Below are 15362 nucleotides of genomic sequence, written 5' to 3' on the forward strand. Positions count from 1 at the left end.
TTTTAGCGCGCGTCAGAACCGGCATTTGAAAACGAGCGAAAGGAAAAAAAGGGGGAACAAGGGAAATGACCACTGTTCAAACATCGGTTTACGAACCGCTGACCGAACCGAAGGCGGTATCTCTCGCTGTCCGCCTCGGCTTATTCCGCGACGGAGCGCCTCTTTTGTGCCGCGAGATCGGCGACGGGAACTTGAACCTTGTTTTTCATATCGTCGATCAAGAAACGAAACAAGGCGTCATCATCAAACAAGCGTTGCCGTACGCCAAAGTGGTCGGCGAAAGCTGGCCGCTCACGTTAAAGCGCGCTGTCATTGAAAGCAACGCGCTGCGCACGTTTGCGAGCTACGTGCCGCAATACGTGCCGAAAGTCTACTATTCTGACGAATCGCTCGCCATTACGGTGATGGAAGACTTATCCCGTTTGCAAATCGCCCGCAAAGGGCTGATCGAAGGGAAAACGTATCCGCTTTTGTCCCAGCATATCGGCGAATTTGTCGCCAAAACGGCATTTTATACGTCTGACTTCGGCATGAACCAGCAAGAGAAAAAGAAATTGGCGCAAAGCTTCGTCAATCCGGAACTGTGCAAAATTACGGAAGACCTCGTCTTCACCGACCCGTTTTTTGACCACGAAACGAACAACTTTGAAGACGAATTGCGCCCAGACGTTGAAGCGCTTTGGCGCGATGACCGTCTGCACCTAGAAGCAGCAAAGCTGAAGCGCAAGTTTTTGACCGAAGCCGATGTGCTCTTGCATGGCGATTTGCACACCGGCAGCATTTTCGTAAGCGCCGACGAAACGAAAGTGATCGACCCGGAATTCGCCTTTTACGGTCCGATCGGATTTGACCTTGGCCAATTTTTCGCCAATTTGCTGTTAAATGCGTTGTCCCGCTCTGAATTAGAGCGCCAACCGCTCTTTGACCACATCGACCGGACATGGGACGTCTTTGCGTCCGTGTTCTCAACCCTTTGGCGCACCGAGAGCGTGGAAACGTACGCCGCGACGCCGGGCTTGCTCGAGGACGTGCTCTGGCACGCGTTCATCGATGCCGTCGGCTTTGCCGGCTGCGAAGTCATCCGCCGGACGATCGGCCTCGCCCATGTGGCCGACCTTGACGGCATTGAGCAAAAAGAGGTGCGCCTTGCTGCCAAGCGGCATGCGCTTCGCCTCGGCCGCCGCTTGATCATGGAGCGCCGCGAGTTCACCGGAACGGAAGACTTCCGCCGCCTGTTTGCCGAAACAGAACGATAATGCCATACAATCGTCCGGGTCTAGACGCAAGCTGCACGGCGCTGACCCGGACAAACCAAAAAAAGAGAAAGGAAGATGGCGATGAGCACCTTTGCCATCCCACGCTCCGTTGAATGGCGCGAGACGCATGTAACGATTTTAAACCAGCAAAAGCTGCCATCCATCATCGAATATATCGACTTGCACACTCTGGAAGACGTCTATGAGGCGATTGCCACGCTGAAAGTGCGCGGAGCGCCGGCGATCGGCATCACCGCCGCCTATGGCCTGGCGCTTGCCGCACTGGGCTATGACACCAAATCGCTCGATGAATTCCACCGCCGCTTGAAACAAGATCGTGACTACCTAGCCACTGCCCGGCCGACCGCCGTCAACTTGTTTTGGGCGCTCGATCGGCTTGTCACCGCTGCGGCCGACGCCCTTTCCGTCAACGAGGCAAAAACGGCGCTCATCCATGAGGCGATCCGCATTCAAGTGGAAGATGAGGATGTGTGCCGCCGCATCGGTGAACACGCCTTGTCGCTCTTTCAACCAGGCGACCGGGTGATGACGATTTGCAACGCTGGCTCAATCGCCACTGCCCGCTACGGAACGGCGCTCGCCCCGTTTTATTTGGCGAAAGAAAAAGGAATTGAACTATCCGTTTACGCTCTCGAGACGCGGCCGGTGTTGCAAGGGGCGCGCCTGACCGCCTGGGAGCTGATGCAGGCGGGCGTTGATGTGACGCTCATCACCGACAACATGGCGGCGCAAACGATCAAGGCGAAAGGCATTGGCGCCATCATCGTCGGCGCCGACCGGATCGCGCAAAACGGCGATACGGCGAACAAAATCGGTACGTTCGGCCTGGCCTTGCTCGCGAAGTCGTTTGACATTCCGTTTTACGTCGCCGCACCGTTGTCCACGATCGATTTGACGACGAAAACAGGTGCGGACATCCCGATCGAAGAACGCCATCCGGATGAAGTGACCCACATTGCCGGCGTGCGCATCGCCCCGGAAGGCGTCAACGTATACAATCCGGCGTTTGACGTAACGCCAAACGAACTCATTACCGCGATCATTACCGAAAAAGGCATCATTCGCGGCCATTACGACGCAACGCTGCCATCATTATTCACAAAGGAGGAGCAACATGAAACGATTTAAGGCCTTATCTTCCCTTTTTCTTCTTTTCTTTGCCGTGTTCTCCATCTTGGCTGGCTGCACACACGAGCAAGACGCTGTAAGCTCCAAGCCGGCCAACGAAACGAAGCAAACAAGCAACAAAGGCGACACCGCATCATCAAACAGCCAAACCGCACCGAGCAGCGAACAGGCGGCCATTCCCGAAAAGTTGAAAAAGCCGGTGAAAATCGCGGCCATTATGCAACTGTCCATCGGCACGTTCTCATCGCAATACGTCGCCGGCGTCAAAGAACAAGTGCAAAAATTCGGCGGCGAGGTGCAAATTTACAACGCCGACAACGATTTAACCAAAATGGCATCGTACGTTGAGACGGCCATTACCCAAAATGTGGACGCCATTTTGCTTGATCACGGCCGCGCCGATGCGCTCGAAGGCCCGGTGAAAAAAGCCGTCGCCAAAGGCATTCCCGTTGTGGCGTTTGACAACGATTTGAACATTCCCGGCGTCACCGTCATCGACCAAGACGACTACAGCCTCGCCTGGAAAACATTAAAAACGCTCGCAGAAGACTTAAACGGGGAAGGCAACATCGTCACGATTTGGGTCGGCGGCTTTACCCCGATGGAACGTCGCCATGTCATTTATGACGCGTTCAAAAAACGCTATCCGAACATTAAAGAAATCGCCAAGTTCGGCACGGCGAGCGCCAACACGGCTTTGGACACGCAAACGCAAATGGAAGCGATTTTGAAAAAATACCCGAACAAAGGCGACATTGACGCTGTCTTCGCAACTTGGGACGAGTTCGCCAAAGGGGCGACGCGCGCCATCGAGCAAGCCGGGCGCACGGAAATTAAAGTGTACGGCATTGATTTGAGCGATGAAGATTTGCAAATGATCCAAAAACCAAACAGCCCATGGGTGGCGACAACGGCGACAGATCCAGCCGAAGTCGGCCGCGTCCAAGTGCGGTTCGCGTATCAAAAAATCGCCGGAGAAAAAACGCCGAACATTTACTCGCTTGAGCCTCATTTAGTGAAACGGTCCGATCTCCCGGACAAACAAGTGTCGATGAATGAGCTTTCGCAATACATTCCGGGCTGGGGGCAATCCAATGTCGCCATCTCGCCGTGGATGAAAACGTTGGAAGCCCAGGTGAACAAAAAATGAACGGGTTGTCAATGCGGGGCATGGAAAAATCGTTTGGCGCCGTGCGCGTGCTTGACGGCGTGGACTTCGACGTTCGTCCTGGCGAAGTCCACGCCCTTTTAGGCATGAACGGCGCCGGCAAAAGCACGCTCATGAACATTTTGGCCGGCGCCGTTCCGCCTGACGCTGGTACGATCACGATCGACGGTACGATATACACGTTTTCATCGCCGCTTGACGCGAAACGAGCCGGCATCGGCTTTGTCGTTCAAGAAATTGACACAGCGCTCTTTCCCGGCTTGCCGATTTACGAAAATGTAGCGGCGGACGAGTTCGTCCATGTGAAGCAACGGCCGATTCGCTCGCTGCGTCACGAAAAAGAGCGGGCCGCCGCCCTGCTTCGCCGCGTCGGCCTGTCGTTGCCGCCGACGAAATTGGTTCGCGACTGCTCGCTCCATGAAAAGCAGCTGATTGTGCTCGCCAAAGTGCTGTCATCCAACGCGCGCTATATCATCCTAGACGAACCGACGGCCGCCTTAAGCGAGGCGGAAACAAGACGTCTGTTTGCCATCATCACAGAACTGAAGCAGCAAGGCGTCGGCTTTATTTACATCTCTCATAAACTGAAAGAAGTTCAGGAGATCGCTGACCGGCTGACCATTTTGCGCGACGGCCGCGTCGTCTATCACGGAGGCGCCCGCAGCCTGCCGCTTGAGGACATCGTCCTTCATATGACTGGAACGAAGCGGACCGCCGCCGCGAAACAAACACGCACATACAGAAGCGACATCGCGTTTGCCGCCCGCGGAATGTTGATCGACAAAACCGGGACAACCATCGACCTATACGCCCACCGCGGCGAAATCGTCGGCATCGCTGGCTTGGTTGGCGCCGGCAAGACGGAGCTTGCCGAAAGCCTCATCGCCCATCGGAACACATCCGGCGAGTGGGAAATGGATGGCAGACGCTATGTGTTCTCATCGCCTTATGAAGCCATCGACGCCGGCCTTTGCCTCATCCCGGAAGAACGGCGCAAACAAGGGTTGTTTTTACCCGAGTCAGTGAAAACGAACTTGACCGTCCGCCTTCTTTCCCGCCTGTCGCGCTGGCAATGGATCAGCCGGGCGAAAGAAGCGGCTGAAGCCGACGGGCTCGTCCGCTCGCTAGGTGTTCATCCGCCATCAAGCACCACCGTCGTTCGCCACTTAAGCGGCGGCAACCAGCAAAAAGTCGTCATCGGCAAATGGCTGAACACGAACGCGCGCGTCTTTTTGTTCGACGAACCGACGAAAGGGATCGATGTCCACGCGAAGCAAGAGGTGTTTTCCATCATTCGCTCCCTTGCCGATGAAGGAAAAACGGTGCTGTACTTTTCCAGCGAATTTCAAGAGCTGCTTGACATTTGCGACACCATCTACGTGATGGTCGACGGGCGGCTGCTCGCCCGCCTGCCGGCCGCTGAACTGACGTATGAACAGCTTGTTTACTATTGCAGCGGAGGTGAGATCCATGAGCCAGCCAGCCGTTTCCACAACGCCATCGAAAAACACGGCGCCGTCCATTCTTGAATGGTTGTATAAACACGGCACCTTGCTGGCCATTCTTGCCGTGATCACCTACTTCGGCATCACGCAAGACCGATTTTTTACGTATGAAAACTTCAGTGACATTTTGCGGTCCATTTCGATCGTGACGCTCGTGGCGATCGGCATTACGTTTTCGCTCATCGTCGATGGCTTCGATTTGTCCGTCGGCTCGACGGTGAGCCTCGCGACGATCGCGAGCGCAGCGGCGCTCGTCCTGTACCGCCAAGAAATTTTCATCACCCTGCTCGTGCCGCTGTTGCTTGGCATTGCTGTCGGGCTCTTGAACTCGCTATTGATCGTCAAATTCAAATTGCCGGATTTGCTCGCGACATTGGCGACGATGTACGCCATTAACGGCGTGCAACTCACCTATACGAAAGGGTTTTCGATCTACAACGACATGCCGCTGCCCGATGGCGGCACGGCGCCGGGCAAATTCATTCCTTCCTTTTTATTTATCGGCCAGGGAGAGCTGTTCGGCATACCGTTTTCAGTCTTGCTAATGCTATTTGTCGTCATGGCCGCTCATCTGTTTTTAACGTACACGAAACCCGGCCGCCTCTTTTATTTGACCGGGGAAAACCGCGAGGCGGCAAGGCTCTCAGGCATCCCGGTCAACCGCTATCGGACATATGCATACGTCATCAGCGGGTTTTTTGCGGCCTTAGGTGGCATCGTCCTTGCCTCGCGCATCGGCACCGGGCAAGTGTCGGCCGGCGCCTCGCTTTTAATGGACAGCGTCGCTGCCGCCTACATCGGCTTTTCCGTCTTTGGCGCCGGCAAGCCGAACGTCATCGGCACATTGTTCGGCTCGATTTTAATGGGCGTGCTGCTGAACGGCTTGACGATGGCAAACGTTCCGTATTACGCCCAAGACATTATAAAAGGCGTCATTTTAGTCGGCGCCCTCGCCTTGTCGCATTGGCAAAAAAAATAACGCCCGATCTCTGCCCCCGTGGATGGCAATCCTCGGGGGCAGACGCGTTTTTCATATAGATGCAACGAAGAAGTTTACCATATCCTTGACGGAAAAGCGGTTTGTCCATTTTCGACTGTCGAAGGCAAGCCACAGGCTTGCACCGTCACGCCTTGGCGTGACGGAAGACCGAACAACCACCTGCTTCACAGACCCATATATGGGTCTGGAAGCGGCATTGTTCGGTCGCCCGACAGTCGGATCAAATACTTGATAAAAGCGATAAATGGTAAAGCTTCAAATTGCATCTATATAAGTTGCAATAAAGATTTTCCGATTGTTCGATTCTGTTTTCCCTTCATACAAGTCGACTTTGATAGACTGCGGCGGGCCCTCTGCCGGATGTAAAACAAAGTTTCAACTTATATATAGGCAAGCCATCAGCTTCTTTTTCCGCCTGCTCCATTGCAGCATCCGCATACAACGCCTTCCAAACCCTTTGCCTGTTCCACGAACGCAAGAGCGTCATCTACGTAAGCGGCGCTCCAGCTCCAACAGCTTCGCCTTCACATCGGTGCGTCTTCCGGCATAGCCAATGAGAGCGCCGTTTTTGCCGACAACACGGTGGCACGGAACGAGAATCGACAGTTCATTCGCCCGGTTTGCCTGGCCGACGGCGCGCACCGCTTTCGGGCGGCCGATTTGCGCGGCGATGTCAGCGTATGTCGCCGTCTCGCCGTATGGGATACGGCAAAGCGCCGCCCACACCTCTTCTTGGAAGGCTGTTCCCTTCCACTTCAGCGGCAAGTCAAATACTTGGCGTCGACCGTGGAAATACTCATCCAGCTGCCTAAACGCGCGTTCAAGAAGTGGCGACCAGTTTTTGACAACCGAATGTTCGCCAGCGAACGCGCGCCATTCTTCTGGAAACAGCTCGACTTTGACAATCGCGTCGCCGTCGGAGGCGATGTAAATGTCGCCGAGCAGCTCTGAGCGGTATACTGCATATTCAATCGTCATCGTCGTCCTCTCTTTCCATTCGTTCGATCGGCAACGTGATATGGAACGTTGTGCCGACGCCGACTTCGCTTTCCACTTCAATTTTCCCTTGGTGCTCTTCTATGATTTTATAGCTGACCATCAAGCCGAGGCCGGTGCCGCGTTCTTTCGTCGTATAAAACGGCTCACCAAGCTTTTTGATTTTATCTTTTGGAATGCCGCATCCTTGGTCGGTGATGGAGATGCGCACATAGCAGTCAGCGCGGACGATGCGCACCGTAATGTCCCCGCCTTTTGGCATCACTTCGATGGCGTTTTTCAAAATATTGATGAACACTTGCTTCAGCTGGTTCGGCTCGCAATACACCGGCGGCAGCCCACGCTCGAAGTCGGCGATGATTTGCACGTTGTGCATCATCGCTTGGGCGCTGATCAAATCGATCGTATCTTGCATAATTTTGCAGATGTCGTTTTGCCTATATTGCACCGCCTGCGGCTTCGCCAAGACGAGAAACTCGGTGATGATCGACTCAATTCGCTTCAATTCCGACATAATGACATTAAAATACATCGAATAGTCGCCGTCAATGCTTCCTTGCAACAGCTGAATGAAGCCCTTTAGCGCCGTCATCGGATTGCGGATTTCATGGGCGATGCCGGCGGCCAATTCCCCGACGACGTTGAGCGTATCCGACTTGCGCAGCTGCAGCTCCATCTCCTTGCGCTCAGTCACATCGCGCAACATCATCATCCCCACGCTAGGAATCACTTCCTTTTTCAGTGAAAACTCAATAATTCTCCCTTTTCCCTCGTCGAAAAATTCGACCTCGCCGCTCGCTTCGCCGGTGCGTTGGCATTGTTGAAACAGCTTATTGAGCTGGCGGCGCGCTCGCTCCGGAACGAGCTCGACCACCATTCGGCCAAGCAGCGCCTCCTTTTCGACGGAAAAAATGCCGCAGACAACTGGATTGGCGTCGATGATCCGATGATTCGCATCCCAAAGCAAAATACCATCCATCGCATGATCGAAAATGCTCCGGAACTTTTGCTCGCTTTCGCGCAACTCGCGCTCGATTTTCCGCCGCTCGCTCACATTGCGGAAAATCGTCAAGTGGTACCCGTCGATCGCTCCTTTTTTCATGGTGAACTCGAGCTGCTTATCCTCACCGTTCGGCATATGAAACGTCAGCTCGTCACGGATTTCCCCTTTGCGGCGGAACTCGCTGAAAATGCGTTTCACCTTTTCGTCCCCATAGTCGACAAAATCAAACAAATTGCGGCGCACAAGCAAATTCAAGGGCAGCTCAAACGTCCGGCTCGCCGCCGGATTGGCGTTCAATATGCAGCCAAAATCGTCCCAAATGAGGATCGCCTCATGCGCTTGTTCGAAAATAGCCCGGAACCGTTCTTCGCTTTTTTGCAACTTGATTTCCATATTTTTTCTTTCTGTCACATCGCGCATAATGGCCATGTAAAACCCGCTATAGACGTTGGAAGTCGCCGTCAGCTCAAACATTTTCACCGTTCCGTCCGGGCGAACAAGCGACAACTCGCCTTTGGCCGTTCCCTTTTCTTTCACTTCCGCGAGCAGCCGAGCGAACTCATTGGCGCATTCGCGGGCGACGAACTGCTGAAACGACAAATTGAGCAGTTTTCCTTTTTCCAAGTTCAAGCTCATCGAAAACGCCGGATTGACATCGATAAACCGCCCAAATTCATCGAAAATGACGATGCCGTCAACGGCGCGGTTAAATACGTCGCGAAACAAAAACTCATGAATGATGCGTTCGCGCTCAAGCGCCTTATGGGCTGAGATGTCGCGCATCATGACAAGGTCAAATTCGTCGAACACATCCTTTTTCATCGAAAATTCCACATGCTTCACTTTGCCGTCCGGCAGTTTGATGAGCAGTTCATCGCTGAACGAACCGAACTTTTGCAGCATCGAGCGCTGAAACAGCAAAATATCAGGCGGCACAAGTTCGAGGAACGAAGAAAACGAACGGCCGATCAACGAAAACTTATCCATCTCAAACAGCTTGCACGCTGCCTCATTCGCATCGACAAATTCGCCGTTTTTATTGACAATCATGATCGCATCGAGCGACCGCTCAAAAATGATCGAATAACTGTTCAACCGCTCTTTTAACCGCCGATTTTCCTCTTCAAGCGACCGCACATCCGGCGATGCATTTTGTTCTTCCCGAGGAGAAAGGCTTTGGGCCATATCCATCTCTCCTTGTCTATTCAAACCGTTCAACGAAATATATATTCGATGTGGAAAAATTTACTCCTCCCTTGATTTACGAAGATTTTTTAAAATTCTTTTCCACAATGTTCGACAAGTTTTTCTGCTTTTTCATTTGGCTAAACTGCATGATAGTCAACGCTCCCCCTCGCTTAAAGCCAAATGAAACCTTCCAATTGCATCTATATAGACAAAGGAGTTTCGCTGCTATATTATAGACAAAGGGGTTTTGTTGCGATGAACATCGTCTGTGCGACATTGAACGCCAAATACATTCATATGAATTTAGCCATCCGCTATTTAAAAGCATACGCTCAGCCCGAATTTGACGTCGAGCTTGTTGAGTATACGATCAAAGACCCAGTGCTGAACATTGTGACGGATTTGTACCAACGCCGTCCGGATGTCATCGGCTTCAGCTGCTACATTTGGAACATTGAAGAAACGATCAAAGTCGTCAAGCTGCTGAAAAAAGCAGCGCCGAATATGGTCATCGTCGCCGGCGGACCGGAAGTGTCGTACGATGTGCGTGAATGGATGGAGCGGGTGCCAGAATTGGATTTTATCGTCATCGGTGAAGGTGAAGAAACGTTTAAACAGCTGCTCTTTGCCTTAGAAGGCCGCAAAGAAGTGGCAGATGTCGCAGGGCTGGCGTTTCGCGATGGAGACCGCATCGTCATGAATCCACAACGGAACAAGCTCCGCCTTGCTGATATGCCGTCGCCGTTTCGCTTTCCGGAAGACATCCCACATCTTCCGAACCGGATCATCTACGTGGAGACAAGCCGCGGCTGCCCGTTCAGTTGCCAATTTTGCCTGTCCTCGATTGAAGTAGGTGTCCGCTATTTTGACCGTGAAAAAATCAAGGATGACTTGCGCTATTTAATGAAGCACGGAGCGCGGACGATCAAGTTCGTCGACCGGACGTTCAACATCAGCCGCAGCTATGCCATGGACATGTTTCGCTTTTTAATTGACGAACATGTACCGGGAACGGTATTTCAGTTTGAAATTACCGCCGACATTATGCGCCCGGAGGTCATCGAGTTTTTAAACAAGGAGGCGCCGCCCGGGCTGTTCCGCTTTGAAATCGGCGTCCAGTCGACAAACGACGAAGTGAACCGTCTCATTATGCGCAAGCAAAACTTCGCAAAACTTTCGCGAACGGTGACGATGATTAAAGAAGGCGGGAAAATCGCCCAGCATTTGGATTTGATCGCTGGTCTGCCCGAAGAAGACTACAACTCGTTCCGAAAGACGTTTAACGACGTGTTCGCCCTTCGCCCGGAAGAACTGCAGCTTGGCTTTTTGAAACTGCTGCGCGGCACTGGGTTACGTCTGCGCGCCGAGGAGTACGGCTATGTGTATATGGACCATGCGCCATACGAAGTGCTCGCCAACAACGTCTTGTCGTTTGATGACGTCATCCGCATCAAGCAAGTGGAAGACGTGCTCGAAAAGTATTGGAACGCCCATCGAATGGACGAAACGATCGAGTACTTGGTGACCGATGTGTTCCCATCTCCGTTTGACTTTTTCCAGCAGTTTGGCACGTATTGGGATGAGCGCGGCTGGGCGCGCATTGGCCATCAGCTGGAGGATTTATTCCGCCGCTTGCATGAGTTTTTACGTACGTGTGCGCCAGATGCCCTGCCTGTCGCCGAATCGCTCATGAAATACGACTACTTGCGTGGACAAAAGCATAAGCCGCGCAAGCCGTGGTGGGAAGAAAAAACGGAGAAAACGACGCGCACGACCGTCTACCGCGCGCTGCTTGAGCGCCCCGAGGCGCTTGGGGAGGACTTTGCCGCCCTCGGGCTCGGGGAAAAGGAATTGTTTAAACATACGGTCGTGGAAATCGTGCCGGTCGATGTCGGCCGCTATATCGCCGCGAAGCAGGTCTCGTTTGCGCCAACGGCCATCGTCGCCTATTTCGACCCGTCTGGCACAGGAGCTACGGTCTTTTCTGCACCGCTTTCCACCCTGTTTGCGTCATCCGCATCGGCTTGAACGCCCAAGCGAAAAAGAGCGCTGTTTCCAGCGCTCTTCTTTGTCCGCCCACCGATCCAATCCCATCAAAACGGCGCCCTCACCGCGGCGGCGCTTTTTGTTTTGTCTCCTTCTCCTTTGCCTTTGCTTGCTTTTGCTCCTCGATCAGCCAAAACGACTGATCACGAGCGAAATCGCCCCATTCAAATGCCATTTCTTCATTCGTTCGAGCATGCCGCTCCTGATGCTCTTTACCCATCGCCGCCTCCTTGTCGCCCTTTTTTCGAATTGCGGTTCGCGCCGCGGATCATATCTTCCTCGCCGGCGTATTGGGCCGCAAATTCCGTATCCGGCAAGCTTTCCGTCGGCGTTTTGTTGTTGTTTTTCGCTGCGTCAAATTTCACTTTTCGCTTCATCATCGTTTCGTCTCCTCCTCATCAACCGTTTTCCGCTCATAAGCGACAAGCACAATTTCTTCTCCTGTTTCTTCACGCAGCCGCTGCTCGAGCTGCTGCAGCTGGCGAAGCGTCCCGTCTTGCAGGTGGGCGACCGGAAATGCAATGTTCGCCACATTCATCCTCCTTCCGCATTTTTTCTTATCGTGTCTCGGCCGAACATTCTTTATGCATCGCTACGGTTTTAGCACGACTTTCATGCAGCCATCTTTCTTTTTATCGAAAATTTCATACGCATACATATTCGTTTTTTCATCTTCGAGCTCACAATCGTCCAGAACAACAAATGGAGTGAAGTTGGCAAACGGCACACGCAAATATCAATATGCCGCACGAAAAAAGGCTGCCGCCAAAGGGTGGCAATCCTCCTTTGGCGAACAGCCTCTTCTTCTTGATATGATCGATAAACTACGGTGCAACACACCTATCATTTCCCGCCTGTGAACGAAATTCCTTTGATAAAGTAGCGGTTGAAAAAGACATAAATGACCAACACCGGCAGCGTAAACACCATGGATGCCGCCATAATATAATTCCAATAGCTGATGTACTGTCCTTTAAAGCTGTTAAGGCCAAGCGGCAGCGTAAATAGCTGCGGATCGGACAAAATAATGAGCGGGCGCATGAAATCGTTCCACGAACCCATGAAGACGAAAATGGCTTGAGCCGCCAGAGCTGGACGGGCGAGCGGCAATACGATTCGGAAAAAGATCCCGAACCGCCCGAGGCCGTCAAGTTCGGCCGCCTCTTCCAACTCTTTTGGAAAGTTAATGAAAAACTGCCGCATCATGAAAATAAACGTGGCGTTCACCATCGTCGGCACGATCATCCCTTGATACGAGTTCAGCCAGCCAAGCTGTTTCAAAATCAAATAGTTCGGAATCATCGTCACTTGCGCTGGAATCATCAAGACAGCCAAAATGATCAGAAACAGTGGTTTTCTGCCGGGAAATTGCAGTCGAGCCAACGCATAGCCAGCCATAGAGTTGAACAATAAATTCAGCACCGTGACAGTTCCTGCAACCACAACGCTGTTTAACAGCCAGCGCGGAAACAACTCCTGTTCGACAAAAATTTGCTTATAATTATCAAGCGTAAACTTTTTCGGAATAAAGGACATGGTTCCGCTTACAATTTCTTCAAGCGTCTTAAACGACGAGGACAGCGCCCATAAAAATGGAATCATTGTAATCACGGCATATGTGATCAAGATGGCATACAGCAACAGCTTTCCAATGCCCATTTTCTTTTTCATCCATGCTCATCCCCTTAGTAAAGAGACTCTTCTTTTGACAACTTCCGTTGCAACAATGTCGCGATGAAAATCAAGATTGCTAACGCAAAGGCGAGTGCAGCGGCATATCCCATTGTCCCTAATGTTTTAAACGCATATTGGTAAATCAAAAGCACAACCGTCAACGTCGAGTTGTTCGGCCCGCCGGAACCACTCGAGAAAATATACGATTGGTCAAACAGCTGAAATGTCCCAATCAGCCCCATGATCACGACAAATGAGGTCACCGGCCGCAAATAGGGAACGGTTATATGCCAAAACTTTTGCCAGGCGCTGGCTCCGTCCAGTTCCGCTGCTTCATACAATGAATCAGGGACATCTTGCAGCGCGGCGAGATAAATGACCATAAAATACGGTGCTGTCGCCCAAATGTTCATGATCATAATGGCATTCAATGCTACATCCGGATCGCCGATCCAGTTATATGTCGGCAAACCAACCGCTTTCAATACGTGATTGATGAGCCCATTTTGGTTGTACATCCACATGAAAATGAGCGTCAACACGGCCGAGGACGTCAACGTCGGCAAAAAGTACACAATGCGGAAAAACTTTTGGCCCTTGAGTCCCGCATTTAACGTCGCTGCTAATACAAGCGCTAAAATGGTTTGGAAGGGAACGACAATGATGACATATTTCAGTGTGTTCCATAACGCGATTTTGGCCCGAGTATCATCGGCCATGCGCTTGAAATTATCCAGCCCGACGAACTCAAACGAAGTCGTGCCCAACAATTGCACTTTATGAAAGGCTAGAAAGATCGCAAACAAAATCGGCCCGATAATAAAAAGAAGCAGCACAAATAAAGTAGGCGACAAAAACAGGTAGCCTGCCCCCGCTTCGCGCCACATTCGCTTCGTTGACATTCTTTTCATCCCATTTCCCTCTCTCCTTGCCGAGAATCGAAAATCGCTATTCCTCTCTTTCTAACGCAGCCGAAAACAGCTGCGGTTAGAAAGAAAGGAACAGCTCCCTGGCAGAGCATGTCCGTCTGCCAGGAGCTGACTCGCCTTATTTGCTCTGGATTTCGCTATTGGCCGTTTTTTGCGCTTCTTTCAATGCCTCAGCAAGCGGACGTTCACCAAGGAAAGCGCTGACAAATTGGTTATTGAAGTTGTTTGTAATAATCGGCAAGTTCGTTCCGTTTTGCCATACAGTTGCATACGATGCTCCGGCGACTAATGGCGCCCGCAACGGATCTTTGTCAAATCCCAATTCAGCAGCGACCGATTTCCGCGTCGGCAAAGCATACCCCTTGCTCGTCCATGTTTTCATGCCTTCTTTGCCAGTCAAATACTCGATCAGCTTCCAAGCAGCTTCTTTCTTTTTCGAATCTTTGTTCATGACATAGGCAACCGTATAAGCCATGGTCGTTTTTTTGCCGTTGATCGTCGGAATTTCAGCCGTTCCAAATTCTAAGTTCGGGAACGTCTCTTGCAGGAACGGAATCGCCCAGTTCCCTTCAATCACCATAGCCGCTTTGCCTTGACCGAACATCTCGCCGCCCCATGTGGCCCCTACTTCATTCGGCTGGGCTGCCGACTTATCTTTTACGTGCATATCCACGATCGGCTGGAGCGCCTCGACGACTTTCGGATCGGCGAAGCTCGCTTTATTATCCGTCACAACTTTGCCGCCTTTGGATTCAGCAATGTAGTATAAGCGAGCCAGTTCCGGTGCAACGCCAAATCCGTATACTTGCTTCCCTTTTGTCAGCTTTTTCGCCACTTCCCGCAGTTCATCCCAAGTTCTTGGAACTTCGACGCCTGCTTCTTCGAACATCTTTTTATTGTAAAACAGTGCTAGCGTCGAATAGTCTTTCGGGAACCCGTAAATTTTCCCGTCTTTCCCTTTAAACGCATCCAGCATCGGCTTTTCAAAATCGTTAATGTCAAAATCGTCCGTTACATATTTGTCAAGCGGCTCAAGCGCCCCTGTTTCAATCAGAGCTGGGGCTTCAAATGCATCAAGGTAAAACACATCCGGCCCTTGCCCACCCGCTAAACGGGTTTTGATGACATCCATATACTGGTCGGCAATGACTTCATACTTGACCTTAATATTGGGATATTTTTTTTCAAAATCATCCAGTGTTTGTTTCAACAACTTCTGTTCCGTTGGATTGCCGCCCCAGCCAGCCAACGTCACTTCTACTTGTTCTCCTGCTTTGCCTCCCCCATTCGTTTGCTCCGCTTTCTCTCCTCCGCTGCAGCCAGCCAAAAGGCTGCCGAACAGCACTGATGCTGCGCCAACTGTTGCCAGCCATTTTTTCATCTCCATCACAACCTCCCTTTTTTATCAATGAAATATTTTATATAACAAGGAAAGGAAGACCTTTCCT

General features: G+C 51.8%; 14 protein-coding genes. 6 read left to right on the forward strand and 8 right to left on the reverse strand.

Annotated features, from left to right (window positions below):
* The first annotated feature begins 65 nt into the window (after positions 1-65).
* The 5 genes from mtnK (at position 66) to B9L19_RS13645 (ending at position 6057) form a co-directional block, all read left to right on the forward strand.
* A complete protein-coding gene (mtnK, locus tag B9L19_RS13625) occupies positions 66-1256 on the forward strand; it encodes an S-methyl-5-thioribose kinase (protein WP_025948397.1) in 1191 nt (396 codons plus the stop codon).
* A gap of 81 nt (positions 1257-1337) precedes the next feature.
* Entirely contained in the window at positions 1338-2405 is a 1068-nt protein-coding gene (mtnA, locus tag B9L19_RS13630) for an S-methyl-5-thioribose-1-phosphate isomerase (RefSeq protein WP_025948398.1), read from the forward strand.
* The gene (locus B9L19_RS13635) at positions 2392-3555 is read left to right on the forward strand and encodes a sugar ABC transporter substrate-binding protein (RefSeq protein WP_025948399.1); all 1164 of its coding nucleotides are present in this window, start codon (positions 2392-2394) and stop codon (positions 3553-3555) included. The genes mtnA and B9L19_RS13635 overlap by 14 nt, the downstream gene beginning before the upstream one ends.
* Entirely contained in the window at positions 3552-5102 is a 1551-nt protein-coding gene (locus tag B9L19_RS13640; protein ID WP_047753446.1) for a sugar ABC transporter ATP-binding protein, read from the forward strand. The genes B9L19_RS13635 and B9L19_RS13640 overlap by 4 nt, the downstream gene beginning before the upstream one ends.
* On the forward strand, positions 5044-6057 hold the full coding sequence (locus B9L19_RS13645) for an ABC transporter permease (RefSeq protein ID WP_089113960.1): 1014 nt from the start codon (positions 5044-5046) through the stop codon (positions 6055-6057). Before B9L19_RS13640 ends, B9L19_RS13645 begins: the two co-directional genes overlap by 59 nt.
* 504 nt (positions 6058-6561) lie before the next feature.
* Here the strand turns inward: B9L19_RS13645 and B9L19_RS13655 are convergent.
* A complete protein-coding gene (locus tag B9L19_RS13655; RefSeq protein ID WP_025948402.1) occupies positions 6562-7056 on the reverse strand; it encodes a methylated-DNA--[protein]-cysteine S-methyltransferase in 495 nt (164 codons plus the stop codon).
* A complete protein-coding gene (locus tag B9L19_RS13660) occupies positions 7046-9262 on the reverse strand; it encodes a PAS domain-containing sensor histidine kinase (RefSeq protein ID WP_025948403.1) in 2217 nt (738 codons plus the stop codon). Before B9L19_RS13660 ends, B9L19_RS13655 begins: the two co-directional genes overlap by 11 nt.
* Before the next feature lie 258 nt (positions 9263-9520).
* Here B9L19_RS13660 and B9L19_RS13665 point away from each other — a divergent pair, with 258 nt between their 5' ends.
* A complete protein-coding gene (locus tag B9L19_RS13665) occupies positions 9521-11293 on the forward strand; it encodes a B12-binding domain-containing radical SAM protein (protein WP_025948404.1) in 1773 nt (590 codons plus the stop codon).
* 79 nt (positions 11294-11372) lie between these two features.
* On the opposite strand, the gene B9L19_RS19080 is transcribed toward B9L19_RS13665, so the two are convergent.
* The 6 genes from B9L19_RS19080 to B9L19_RS13685 all read right to left on the reverse strand — a co-directional run bounded on the left by B9L19_RS19080 (position 11373) and on the right by B9L19_RS13685 (position 15301).
* Entirely contained in the window at positions 11373-11531 is a 159-nt protein-coding gene (locus tag B9L19_RS19080) for a hypothetical protein (RefSeq protein ID WP_167372784.1), read from the reverse strand.
* Positions 11524-11691 (reverse strand): hypothetical protein, encoded by a 168-nt coding sequence (locus tag B9L19_RS19085; protein ID WP_011230441.1) that lies wholly within the window; start codon positions 11689-11691, stop codon positions 11524-11526. The genes B9L19_RS19080 and B9L19_RS19085 overlap by 8 nt, the downstream gene beginning before the upstream one ends.
* Positions 11688-11843 carry a hypothetical protein gene (locus B9L19_RS19090; protein ID WP_167372785.1) on the reverse strand — a complete coding sequence of 52 codons (156 nt, stop codon included), beginning with the start codon at positions 11841-11843 and terminating at the stop codon, positions 11688-11690. The genes B9L19_RS19085 and B9L19_RS19090 overlap by 4 nt, the downstream gene beginning before the upstream one ends.
* Before the next feature lie 311 nt (positions 11844-12154).
* Positions 12155-12982 carry a carbohydrate ABC transporter permease gene (locus B9L19_RS13675; RefSeq protein ID WP_047753452.1) on the reverse strand — a complete coding sequence of 276 codons (828 nt, stop codon included), beginning with the start codon at positions 12980-12982 and terminating at the stop codon, positions 12155-12157.
* A gap of 14 nt (positions 12983-12996) precedes the next feature.
* On the reverse strand, positions 12997-13896 hold the full coding sequence (locus B9L19_RS13680; protein ID WP_025948406.1) for a carbohydrate ABC transporter permease: 900 nt from the start codon (positions 13894-13896) through the stop codon (positions 12997-12999).
* A gap of 136 nt (positions 13897-14032) precedes the next feature.
* Complete coding sequence (locus B9L19_RS13685) at positions 14033-15301, reverse strand: ABC transporter substrate-binding protein (protein WP_025948407.1); 1269 nt, start codon at positions 15299-15301, stop codon at positions 14033-14035.
* Positions 15302-15362 lie beyond the last annotated feature (61 nt).

The organism is Geobacillus thermocatenulatus (assembly GCF_002217655.1).
In the GTDB taxonomy this organism is placed as follows: Bacteria; Bacillota; Bacilli; order Bacillales; family Anoxybacillaceae; genus Geobacillus; species Geobacillus thermocatenulatus.